Annotated in this window: 11 protein-coding genes; 5 read left to right on the top strand and 6 right to left on the bottom strand. The window is 36.5% G+C overall.

The features are described from left to right. The first annotated feature begins 8 nt into the window (after positions 1–8). Genes AC07XU_RS15965 through AC07XU_RS15945 form a run of 5 tightly spaced genes read left to right on the top strand, consistent with a single transcriptional unit; the run spans position 9 to position 3,837 of the window. Entirely contained in the window at positions 9–575 is a 567-nt protein-coding gene (locus AC07XU_RS15965) for a hypothetical protein (protein ID WP_494944636.1), read from the top strand. Positions 576–631: 56 nt separating this feature from the next. Next, positions 632–2,101, top strand: coding sequence for a hypothetical protein (locus AC07XU_RS15960; RefSeq protein WP_494944635.1), 1,470 nt, complete (start codon positions 632–634; stop codon positions 2,099–2,101). A 3-nt stretch (positions 2,102–2,104) separates the two neighbouring features. Then, positions 2,105–2,653, top strand: a complete 549-nt coding sequence (locus AC07XU_RS15955) for a hypothetical protein (RefSeq protein WP_494944634.1) — start codon at positions 2,105–2,107, stop codon at positions 2,651–2,653. A gap of 29 nt (positions 2,654–2,682) precedes the next feature. Beyond that, positions 2,683–3,258 carry a hypothetical protein gene (locus AC07XU_RS15950; RefSeq protein WP_494944633.1) on the top strand — a complete coding sequence of 192 codons (576 nt, stop codon included), beginning with the start codon at positions 2,683–2,685 and terminating at the stop codon, positions 3,256–3,258. 21 nt (positions 3,259–3,279) lie between these two features. Then, a complete protein-coding gene (locus tag AC07XU_RS15945) occupies positions 3,280–3,837 on the top strand; it encodes a DUF4082 domain-containing protein (RefSeq protein WP_494944632.1) in 558 nt (185 codons plus the stop codon). A gap of 351 nt (positions 3,838–4,188) precedes the next feature. Here AC07XU_RS15945 and AC07XU_RS15940 read toward each other — a convergent pair whose 3' ends face one another. From AC07XU_RS15940 to AC07XU_RS15915, 6 genes are all read right to left on the bottom strand, one after another. Further along, positions 4,189–5,439 carry a sulfate adenylyltransferase subunit 1 gene (locus AC07XU_RS15940; RefSeq protein WP_494944631.1) on the bottom strand — a complete coding sequence of 417 codons (1,251 nt, stop codon included), beginning with the start codon at positions 5,437–5,439 and terminating at the stop codon, positions 4,189–4,191. A gap of 141 nt (positions 5,440–5,580) precedes the next feature. Continuing rightward, the gene (gene cysD / locus AC07XU_RS15935; RefSeq protein WP_494944630.1) at positions 5,581–6,486 is read right to left on the bottom strand and encodes a sulfate adenylyltransferase subunit CysD; all 906 of its coding nucleotides are present in this window, start codon (positions 6,484–6,486) and stop codon (positions 5,581–5,583) included. A 391-nt stretch (positions 6,487–6,877) separates the two neighbouring features. Further along, positions 6,878–7,603, bottom strand: coding sequence for a phosphoadenylyl-sulfate reductase (locus AC07XU_RS15930; RefSeq protein WP_494944629.1), 726 nt, complete (start codon positions 7,601–7,603; stop codon positions 6,878–6,880). After that, positions 7,604–9,115 carry a TSUP family transporter gene (locus AC07XU_RS15925; protein WP_494944628.1) on the bottom strand — a complete coding sequence of 504 codons (1,512 nt, stop codon included), beginning with the start codon at positions 9,113–9,115 and terminating at the stop codon, positions 7,604–7,606. Continuing rightward, positions 9,099–9,875: a uroporphyrinogen-III C-methyltransferase gene (cobA, locus tag AC07XU_RS15920; RefSeq protein ID WP_494944627.1), complete on the bottom strand. Its 777-nt coding sequence runs from the start codon at positions 9,873–9,875 to the stop codon at positions 9,099–9,101. Before cobA ends, AC07XU_RS15925 begins: the two co-directional genes overlap by 17 nt. Further along, positions 9,875–11,959, bottom strand: a complete 2,085-nt coding sequence (locus AC07XU_RS15915; protein ID WP_494944626.1) for a ferredoxin-like domain-containing protein — start codon at positions 11,957–11,959, stop codon at positions 9,875–9,877. Before AC07XU_RS15915 ends, cobA begins: the two co-directional genes overlap by 1 nt. Positions 11,960–12,593 lie beyond the last annotated feature (634 nt).

Genomic DNA, 12,593 nt, shown 5'->3' with positions numbered 1-12,593 from the left:
CAAATACCATGAAAAAATTAGCACCTATCGCAATGTTGATGATCTGCTTCATCAGCTTTGCTAACGCACAAAAGGGCAAAAAAGACGATGTTTTTAACAATCCGAACAATAAAGCAGCAAGAATACTCCCTGATTTAAATATATTATTAGTACCACAACTACGCAATGGTGGTAGCGAGTCGGTTTATCAACCTGTAGCTGGCGTAACGGGTAGAATAAAAATACCTGTAAATCTGATAATTAAAAACATCGGCTTTGCAACCTCAAAACCAAGTAAAGTGGTTTTGTATGCTCATTATCAAAGAAACAGAACTTTATCTGAGATAGAACATGGTATGGAGGAAGGTGCATTTAATGATGCAGCCGTTTCTGAGCCTATGTTTTTAGAAGCCTTGCCACAGGGAAAAGAAATTGGAAGAAAACACGCTTTCACTTTTAATCGATTTCCAAATTTGGCACCAGGTAAAAAAGTGAAGCTAAAAGCAGTTATTACACATCCAGGAATAAATGGAGAATTAAATACTGACAATAATACATCGAGAGAGTTTGAAGTGATTTTAACAACCGAAAATTAATGCCATAATTTTAAAATTTAGATTATTACAACCAATAGCCCCAATTAATTATCACCATGAAAAAAATATTATTTATTCTTTTAATACTTCCTCAGATATTATTTGCTCAACTTAGGTCGGGGCAGTATAAACTCGCCTTAGTAACCAATGCTTACAGAATGGAAGTTACTAACGGTAACTTTATTCGTGTTGCAGAAGACTGTAGAGCTCGAACTTATAATTGCGGTAACCAAGTATGGCAAGTAACAGGGCTAAGTGGAGTTGACAATAGTTATTCTATTTCATTAGTAGGTAGCGGTGGTAAATATTTAACTTGGGATTATCCAGTAAATGGGGTGCACAAGTTACAAATCTCATTACAAAACAGATACCCAACTGCTAAACTAAAACACCAAAAGTTCGTAATTGTAATGGGTGATAAACGAAGTTATCAAATACAACCAGCGATAGAAGATAGAGAGGGTCAAAATAATTATTTTTTGGGTGCTACACTTGCTTCGGGTGCACACCATGCGGTAGGTTTTTATAAAGCTACATCTGATAATCCAATAAAAGAAATTAGTAATGAATGGGTTCTTGCACCGCCAATTACTCCATTACCTGCCCAAAGCAGTCCGGCTGTTGTAGTAGCGCCTCCATCAGATAATAAAATTGATATTGATATTAAAACTGGCGCTGATAACTTGGAGCCAAAAAGCACTCAACATCATCCAGAAATAAGGATAATATTAAAAGATAGACCCGACATTATTAAACAAAATATTAATGATGGAAGAGAATGGCCAAACAATTCTATCAAAAGAATTTCTATTCCATTACCCGCTGACATCACCGTAAATGACATTAAAGAGCTGCATGTTTATCGCAAAAGAGATGGTTTACAATACGTTTGGCAACTTGGCGAAAAAGATAATTGGAATGTTGATAAAATTTCTTCTACCGCACGACTAAAGGTTAATGGAGTTATGAAAACCTTTAAATTTTCAGATTTTATTAGTCCGATGGGTAGCTCGCAACCACTGTTTAGATTTATTTACGAAGGCGGAAATGGAAGAACTGAGGGCCAATTTTTTAAAGGTGTTTTAGGTTATACTGACCCAACTAATTACGCCAGAAATACTACTAATACCTCAGCAAATCCAGTATTTAGAATAGAAACTTTAACTGGCGGAGATGATTTGCGTGGTGGTAACGACAACCTAAATGTATTGATCAGATTAAAAATAAGACCCGTTAGAAACATTGCAATAAATAACATTAACAACCGTGAGAATTGGGGAAATTTTACTGAAAAAACCGTAACAAAAACCATAACAGCCGCACCTTTTACTTTTGATGATATAGAAGATATTGTGTTAAGACATACCGGCGGAGGTGGTATTGGCGCTGATAATTGGTACTTAGACAAGCTTAAAATTACTTTAACTATAGCGGGAGAAACCAGAGTTTTAGTAGACCAAGTTGCTGCACCAATCCATTATTTTACAGGCGATAGCCGTTCTAAAATATTTCAAATTTTAAGGTAGTTAATGATGAAAAAGCTTTTAATGATGGCAGCACTGCTGGTTAGCGTGGTAAGCGCTACCGCACAAAAAGATAAATTTAACCCTGCAGTTGCAGGCAACCCTAATAAATCTGTCTCAAGAGCTTTACCAGATTTAACTTTCGAGTTGGTTCCCGTACTTGTAGGTTCTGGCAATGGCATAGAAATAGTAGAAGGCATACCGGGTAGGATAAATATTCCCATCAACTTTATGGTGAAAAATATTGGCTTAGCAACTTCTAAACCTACTACTATTTATGCCGAATATAGGTTTTTAGGCACACAAAGAGTGGGTAACGACATGCGTGAAAGTGTAATACATGTTCGTTCGGATGTAATGCCCTTGCAAGCTATAGAACCTGGAAAAGAAGTTTTGCGAAAGCAAAATTTTACCTTTAAAACTACACCAGCGCAAGCTTATGGTAAGCCTTTAAAATTAAGATTAGTTATTGTAGTAGCCGGCTTAAATAACCAAAATGAATTGTTGGTTAGCAACAATACTTCTGATGAGTTATCGATAAAATTTGAAAAATAGCTATTTTCTTGACTCTTATAAAACATAATATGAAACTTTTAAAAACATCAGCTTTGCTAATTTTAATTGGATTGGCAACGGCAACCTCGGCTCAAAAAAAATCAAATGAACAAAGCAAAAATGCTCCCTGCCCATTGCCACAATATAAAAAGGGACAAACATCGGCTCAAGTTAATGAAGAAACCAGAAAGTATGTAGAATGTAAAAAGCTTTTAGAAGCCAAACGAAGAGAGGAGGCTCAAGAAGCTGAGAAAAGACGACAAGAAAAATTACAACAACAAGAAGAGCAAAAAGAAAGAGATAGGCTAAATAGACAAATTGATCAAGAAAAAAGAGCAGAAGAGAAGCGAAGAGAAAATGTACGTAGAGAGGATGAGCGTCAACGCAATGCCCTAAATGCTCAAATTGATAGAGAAAAAAGAGCAGAAGAAATACGCAGGCAAAGAGAACAAAACACCAACAGACAACCGCAAAGAACATCATCGCCACAAAGAAACGACCCCGAAAAGGAAGCAGCACAGCAAGCCAGAGAAGAAAGACAAAGATTAGCTAGAGAAAGAGCAGCCGAAGAAAGAAGAAAAAAGCGAGAAGCTGAGGGAAATTGATAAATCATATTAAAAGCTTTAATGAAAAAGTTAGTGTTATTTTGGGTTTTAATTAGCATATCAATAAGCTGTACTTTACTTAAAAATGGCATCAGCTATGCCGGTGAAGAAGGTGTGTTTGCTAAGCATTATTTCCAATACCCAACCAATTGTAGAAAAGTTGAATATGGCGAGCCAAATTTAGAATTGGGGATTGAATTTAGACCTCATAAAAATGGACGTATACGAGGTATTAGGATAAAAAACCCGCAAACAGGCAATTTGAGGTTATCGCTTTGGGATGCAGATGAACAAAAATTACTGAACACCTTTACTTTTAACAACAATAACCCAAGCAAATACAATTTTATTTATTTCCAAATTCCGCTACAGGCCAATAAAACCTATTGCTTAACAGTTAATGTAAGAGCCTATTATTATCACGCTTTAACATTTGATAAATTACCATTAACCCTACCTGAAATTACCTTAACAAATAGCGTTTATGCTGAAGGAATTTACCAGCGCTACCCAGCATTTAAAGTAGATCAAGTAATACATGGTTTAATTGATTTAGACTTTGATTGGGAAGTGAAATGATTTTTTTGAAGCGCAGATGAAGTACTTCTATTAATGTTAGTCCCACTTTACGCTATATTCCCGATAAATCGGGATAAGCCGCTTCAATTGGGGCTAAAAACGAAGGCTAGTGCTAGTAAAACATAAATAGTTGCAGAAAAAGAAGTACAACAAACCAGATTGAATGAAAATCCTTTTTCATTAGCCAATTTAGTCATCCGATTAATAATTTGCTGCTGCCCATATTCATCAGTCAACTATCGTTAAACCACAAAAAGATTGAAATGAAAGCGGGACTACCGTAACCGATGCCCCGCTGAAATTGCTTTTCCAAATAATAAGACTAATGAACTATTGAACCAATGTCCTAATCTACTCTACCGAAGCTCTAAACATTAATGCGCCAACAGTTAAATTTGTACGGCTATCAATTAAAATTGCTGATCCATTTGCACGGTTATCGCCATATAAATCGAAGGCCAAAGCATCGGCTGTTTTAACAATTACACGTCCAATATCATTCAATTTAAATTCATCAGCGGCATGTTTTTCCAAGGTATTGATATCCACTTTGTGCAAAATCTCGTTGATTTTACATTTGGTAATTTTGCTATTATGCTGAATTAAATACATAATCGATGTATCTAAAGCTCGGGTATCCATCCAACATAAATCTGCTTCAATTAGTTTAGACTCTATTGGCAAAGCCGATGAATTAACCAAGGTATCTCCTCTACTGATATCAATATTATCTTTTAAGTGAATAGTTACAGATTGACCAGCTAATGCCTGCTCCAATTCATTTTCGAAAAATTCGATTTTACTGATGGTAGAACTTGTACCAGCAGGTAAAACTGTAATGCGATCATTAACTTTAAAAGTGCCACTTAAAACTCTACCTGCGTAACCACGGTAATCGTGTAGTTCATCTGTTTGTGGCCTAATTACCCATTGTACAGGCATGCGAGCTTTGGTTGTTTTGTCTTGCAAATCGGTATCAACCTGCTCCAAAAAGTGCAATAAACTTTTTCCGCCGTACCAATCCATATTTGCAGATGGTTGCACAATGTTATCGCCTTTAAGTGCGCTAACCGGAATGTAAGTAACCTCTTTTAAGCCCAAATTTTGTGCTAAAGCTTTGTATTTTTCTTTAATGGCATTAAAAACAGTTTCGCTGTAATCCATCATATCCATTTTGTTTACCGCAACTACAATATGTTTAATGCCTAGAAGCGAAACCAAGTAAGAATGGCGGATAGTTTGCTCTACAACTCCGTTTCTAGCATCAATTAAAATAATGGCCAAATTAGCGGTAGAAGCACCTGTAACCATGTTTCGGGTATATTGTATATGTCCGGGAGTATCGGCAATAATAAATTTTCGCCTTGCGGTTTGGAAATATTTATAAGCCACATCAATGGTAATGCCTTGCTCACGTTCGGCTCGTAAACCATCTGTTAAAATGGCTAAATCTATGGTACCATCATCATTTTTGCGATTTGAACTTTGCAAAGCTTCCAATTGATCTGCTAAAATAGAATCGGTATCGTATAACAAGCGACCAATGAGGGTACTTTTGCCATCATCTACACTGCCTGCGGTAAAAAATTTTAGTATGTTCATTTTGTTTTTAGTATTGAGATATGAGTATCAAGTATCAAGACTTTGCAAGCTTGTTACCAATACTATATATTAAATTTTTTTAATGAATTATTAGGGCTCATACCAAATCTTGATACTTGATACTCGCTACTTGATACTCCCTTAAAAATACCCCCCTTTTTTTCTGTCTTCCATTGCGGCTTCAGAAACTTTATCGTCTAAACGGGCGCCACGTTCCGAGATTTTAGATTCACTGATTTCTTGAATAATGTCATCAATCAAATCGGCATCAGATTCTACCGCAGCGGTACAAGACATATCGCCAACGGTACGGAAACGCACTTTTTTGCTTGTAACTACATCATCATCATCCATATTTAAAAATGGAGATGCAGCCATTAACTGACCGTTACGGGTAATACAATCGCGTTGGTGTGCAAAATAAATACTTGGCAAAGCGATGTTTTCACGGCGGATGTAATTCCAGACATCAAGCTCGGTCCAGTTGCTAATTGGAAACACCCTTACGTTTTCACCTTTGTGGATTTTACCATTGTAAATATTCCATAACTCGGGGCGTTGGCGCTTTGGATCCCATTGTCCGAACTCATCTCGTACCGAGAAAATACGCTCTTTTGCACGAGCTTTTTCTTCATCTCTTCTGGCACCACCAATGCAGGCATCGAACTTATGTTCTAAAATGGTATCTAAAAGTGTTACCGTTTGTAAAGCATTTCTACTTGCATTTTTGCCGGTTTGCTCAATTACTTTTCCTTCATCAATAGATTGTTGTACAGAACCAATAATTAGTTTCTCGCCAATTCTAGCCACCATTTCATCACGGTATTGAATGGTTTCTTCGAAATTATGACCAGTATCTATATGCACTAATGGGAAAGGAAATTTTCCTGGTCTAAATGCTTTTTCTGCCAAACGCACTAATGTAATCGAATCCTTTCCGCCAGAAAACAGTAATGCTGGTTTCTCAAATTGCCCAGCTACTTCACGTAAAATATGAATAGCTTCTGCTTCAAGTTCGTCTAAATAATCAAAATTGTATTCGCTCATTTGTAAATGTTGTAATGTTTTAAAGTTGGAATGTTGTAAGGTTGAATTACAAGTTCCAGATATTCTCTTGTTGCCTTGGTTCGTGTCCTCACGAACCAATTTATTTAATACTTCTTATTTTGCTTCATGGAGACAGAAAAACAAAATTATATTCCTCCCCCAGCACCCTCCAAAGGCCGACACCCCTCAGAGTTTCATAGCTAATTATATCGCCATGTTTTGTTTCCCCACAAACCATTTTTTATATTTCATTTCGTGAAGACACGAACCGGGGACTGTATTTTATCAAGCACCTCGCTGTAAGATTGCTTCGTACCTCGCAATGAAGATGGTTTAAGTCCTTCAGCTTTCTTCAAACCTTCCATTTTACCTCTCCCATCTTCCATCCTATTTATTCCTTGCTAGCGACAACCTCTTCTGCCGTATTGTGTAATCCACATTCCTTTTTACTTTGATCTTCCCACCACCATCGGCCTGCTCTAAAATCTTCGCCGGGCTGTACAGCTCTTGTACATGGGGCACAGCCGATACTCGGAAAACCTTTATCATGTAAAGTATTGTACACGATGTTATTGTCTTTAATGTATTTTTTCACCTCTGTTAAACTCCAATCGAATATGGGATGAAATTTAACGAGTTGATTTGAAGCATCATATTCTAAATCTTGCATATCTTCTCGGTTTGCACTTTGCTCTGCCCTAATTCCGGTTACCCAAATCTCGTTTCCAGATAAGGCACGTTTTAACGGCTCAATCTTACGGATATGGCAACATTCCTTTCTATTCTCAACAGACTCATAAAAACTATTTGGCCCTTTGGTGTTCACCATTCTTTCTAACAAATCTGCCTGTGGATAATAAGCATGAATGGTTTGTTTGTAGACTTCCAAAGTTCTGTTCCACACGTAATAAGTTTCAGGGAACAACCTTCCTGTTTCTAGCGTAAAAACTTTAATTGGGATTTTATTGGCAAAAATCAAATCAGTAATAACTTGATCTTCCCAACCAAAACTGGTGCTAAAAACAATTTTGCCTTGGTATTTTTTGGTCAAATACCAAAGTTTTTCAACAATGGTTAAACCAGTCAATTCTTGCTTTAAATTTTCTAATTCTTCCATTTATATTAATTTTAAAATAAATATAATCACACTGCGCAAACTCACTAACATTACAATTATGCCAACTGCTACCATAATTGTTTTTGCAGAAATTTTGTTTGATACTCTTGCAGCAATTGGCGATGCCAAAGCACTTCCAATAATTAAACCTACAACCGCTTCCCAATACCTACCGCCTAACATCGTAAAAAAAGTAAGTGAACTTAAAGTGGCAATAAAAAACCTAGATATTTTTACCGTTCCTAATGAAAATAATGGGTGCCGGCCGCCTGCAATTAGGCTAGACAAAACGATTGATCCCCAACCTCCGCCAAATGCGGCATCAATAAAACCACCAACAAAACCTAATGGAGCAATTTTTTTGATTTTTTGAGCGCCTGTTTTTTTGTTTTTGATGTTAAATGCTTTCAATAAAATAATACCACCTAAACACAGCGTGTAAACACCAACAATTGGTTTTACATAGGCGCTATAATGTTCAAGTGAAGATAAAATATAAGCACCTAAAACGGCTCCTATTATAGCTGGGATGATTAAAATTTTAAAAAGTTTCCAATTTACATTACCCATTTTATAGTGCATCCAACCAGCAATACCATTACTTAATACTTCTGAAATATGAATTGCCATACTTGCTGATGCCGGAGGCAAACCCATTGCCAATGAAAAAGATGCGGTAGTTACGCCATAAGACATGCCGATGGCTCCATCTATCATGGCAAAAACAAATCCAGCTCCCAAAAACCAATAAAATAGAGGATCGATATCTATTAAAAAAGTTTTAAATGCTGGCTCTGTATTCCATAGTGTTAAACCTGCAGTGTAAATAAATAATACTGCTGAAACCCAAATTAGCCATTTGATATTCCGCTCTGCGAAGCTTTTTTTATTATTTACTAAACCCTGTGTAACCTGATTTAGCTTTTTCACTTTCGATGCAAAATCACCTTTTAAGGTTTGGCGCAATGCACTCATGTTTTGCAAAGTATCATCTAACTCTGCCGGTATTCCTTCATTTAAAATTTCTTTTAAACGTTTAGCAATGGTAGGCGATTTACCATTGGTAGAAATTGCAATTTTTAAATCTCCTTTTTGAACGATAGAACCTAAATAAAAATCACATAAATCTGGCTTGTCGGCTACATTAATCAGCAATCCTTTTTGATGTGCATCAGTTCTTATAATTTCATTTAAAACGTTATCATTGGCAGCTGCAAATACGATATCTACTTCATTTAAGTCATCTATATCATAGCTTTTTTGTGTAATTTTTAGGTTTGGATAATTTTTAGCCAACTCAAAAATCTCTACATTAATTTCTTTGGCAACTAATTTTACATCAGCCAGTTGGCTATTATTTAAAATTGCTGTTAGTTTCTCCAAACCAATGTTTCCACCACCAATTAATAAGGTACGCAACTTGTTCAGTTTTATAAAAACCGGAAAAAGTTGGTTCCCTTTTTCTTCAGCAGAAAAAGCTACATCAATATCAATTTTAGGAGATGGCAACATATTGTTTAATCAACTTTTTAAATGATGGATGTAAAGAAACTACCTCACCAAAAATTAACAATGCTGGTGCTTGTATTTTTTCTCTTTTAGTAATTTCTAAAATAGAGCTAACTGTACCAACCACTAACTTTTCATCTTCTGATGAACCGTTTTGCACAACCGCAGCTGGTAAATTATGGCGGCCTTCTGCCTTAAATATTTCTACAATTTCTGCCAGTTTTTTTAATCCCATTAAAATAATCACTGTCGCGTTAGATTTTGCAGCTTGGTAAATATCATCAGACAATGCGCCACTAGAAACCGTGCCCGTAATAACCCAAAAACTTTCACTTAATCCGCGATGGGTAACAGGAATTTGTTGCAAACCTGGAACTCCAATAGAACTAGAAATACCAGGGATAACTGCTACAGGAATATTATACGAATCTGCAAAATCCAATTCTTCGTAACCTCTGCCAAACACAAACGGATCGCCACCTTTTAAACGTACCACATGACCATAATTCAACGCATAATCTACCATCAATTTGTTAATGGCATTTTGTGCAAAAGAATGTTCGCCAGAGCGTTTGCCAACATACACTTTAATCGCTTCGGCAGGTGCGTGAGTTAACAAAGCTTCATTAGTTAAAGCATCATACAACACCACATCGGCAGTTTGCAGGGCCTTTACGCCTTTTAAAGTCAACAAATCTGGGTCGCCGGGACCAGCACCTAGTAAGGTTATTTTTGGGATTATATTTAAGTTTCTATCTAACATTATACTGTTGCCCTTAGGACTTTTATTTTATTTAAAAAATCATTTGCTTCTCCAAAATATCGTTGAGCAAACTCCGCAGATGGTTCATTTTTATTAATTTGAAGCACTAGATCGGCAAAAGAACCACCAAAATTGAACTCACCACTCTCTACAAAATGGTTATCAAATTCTCTTATTACGCCAACTTGTGTGCTGCTGTTAATTCCTTTATCTAACAATAAAGATTTTGCTGCATTTACCATGGTGCTATAGCTGTGGTAAATCGAATCCGAATAGGCTTTATTTTGCAAAGTTTCATTTGCCCAACCTAATTTTTCTTCGGCTTCTAACAACAGTGTAGCAACCAAATCAATTACCACACCTGCACATTCGCCTACGCCGATTGCAGTTACAAAAGTCTCTTCGTGCCCCCAGTCTACAAACTCTTCTGCTTTTAAATTTGCTAAATCACCAAGTGGTTTTAGTAACTGATAAAAATGATCTTTACCTTTTCTATCATAATATTGATGGAAATTTTCTTCGCCTAAATTGTTAGTCTTAAAATCATTCAATAAAAAATGTAAAACCTGTGGCGCTCTTTTAGATGGCACTTTAATCACTCTTTCGGCAACTCTACCAACACCATTTCCAACCGTTCCGCCACCTAACATTACCTGCACCGCTGGCACAACCTTTCCTTCTGCCTTTACCGAACTGCCATGAAAACCAATTTCTGCTAAACCATGCTGACCACAAGAATTCATACAGCCAGAAATTTTAATCTTGATGTTTTTCTCGTAAATAAATTCTGGAAAATCCTCATAAATCACCTCTTCCAAAACCTCAGCTAAAGTCATGCTGTTCGAAATCCCTAAATTACAGGTATCGGTACCCGGACAAGTGGTGATATCTGCCAAACTATCGAAACCTGCATTGGCAAAGCCGATATCTGATAGTGCTTTGTATAAAGATGGCAATGCTGATTCTTGCACAAATTTTAATAACAATCCCTGATTTTGGGTAATGCGAATTTCATCGGCTACGTAAGGTCTCACCGCATTTACGAAAGCTCGTACTTTATCGGTTTTAATATCGCCAACCAAAACTTTTACGTAAACACCAAACAAACCACCTTGCTTTTGCTCAAAAACGTTTGTAGCCAACCAATGCTGATAATGGTTTTCGTTTTCTAAAACAACTTCAGCATAATCTTGTGTAAATGGATAGCTAGGCAACGGAACCGTAGTTAAATCTATTTTATAAGTTTTTACTTTATTGGCTGTTCTTTCTTCATCAACCAAACGTAAAACCTCATCTAAACCTAATTTTTGCACTAAATATTTTAAACGAGCTTTATTTCTGTTGTTGCGTTCGCCATGTCTATCGAAAACACGTAAAACCGATTCAGTAAACGGAATAAGCTGGTCTTCTGGTAAAAAATCATTGATGGCACTCGCTAAAAATGGCTGTGCACCTAAACCGCCTGCAAATAAAACCTTAAAACCACGCTCTCCAGCTTCATTAATTTTAGGAATAAAACCTAAATCGTGGATATAACTGTAGGCGGTATCTTTATCACTCGAAGAAAAAGAAATTTTAATTTTCCGTCCCATTTCTTGGCAAATTGGATTGCGCAAAAAATAAGCAAAAACCGCTTGTGCATAAGGAGAAACATCAAAAGGCTCATCAGGGTCAATGCCCGATGTTGGTGATGAAGTGACATTTCGAACTGTATTTCCGCAGGCTTCACGCAACGTGATATCATCTTGCTCTAGCTTTGCCCAAAGTTCTGGCGTTCTATCTAAACTAACATAATGCAACTGAATATCCTGACGCGTAGTTAAATGCAAATTACCACTTCCGTATTCATCGGCAATGTCGGCAATACGCAACAATTGTTTAAAATTCACTTTACCAAAAGGCAATTTTATACGGATCATTTGCACACCAGGTTGGCGTTGCCCGTAAACTCCTCTTGCTAAACGTAAACTTCTAAAACGTTCTTCATGTATTTTTCCAGAACGAAAATCATTGATTTTTTTCTCCAGATCGATAATATCTCTCTCCACAACCGGATTTTCTAGTTCTGTTCTAAAACTTTGCATACAAAAAATTTGATTTAAGAATTCGAAGTAGACAGCCTACTTCTGCCATATTTTATTTGCTTATTAAAGTAAAATAAGCGAGCAAACAAAATATGATGTTGCAAATATATAAAGTATATAGACTTAGTCGTCTTTTTATTTTAACTTTTTTTCAAATTCAGTAGTTTATGAAGTATGAGGCTGTTAAAAAAATTTGAAAAGGAATGGTATATGCTTTAGGCAACCGGCAGTCCTGCTATTTGCTGCCTGCCTACCGCAGGCAGGCAATCTTTTTTGTTTGTTCTTTTAACTTCGCTACCGATATAAAATCGGCTAACGTCAGGATAACAAACAGAAAAGGATTTACGCTCTTATCAGGTTTAAGATTTAAGGGTTGTACATTATGGCTAAACCTCACCCTTGCAACATTTTGTGGTTGGGCTACTATTGTTTTTCCCTCCCCTAAAGGAGAAAGAAATTAAGCAAGTGCTTTTAGCCCTAATGTAAATCGTAAGGTTAAAAATTGTTGAAAGTGTTCTGTGTGCAACAGACCAAGGTTGCAGTTTATTATATACCCTCACCGCCTCGCTTCGTGTCTTCACGAACAGAAACATGGGCGAGATTGATGAAACCTATACAATCAAATATCCTCCCC

It is taken from the genome of Pedobacter sp. GW456-11-11-14-TSB4, assembly GCF_059424425.1.
Note: the sequence above shows the minus strand (reverse complement) of the source record. Positions and strands in the feature narration are given on the sequence as shown.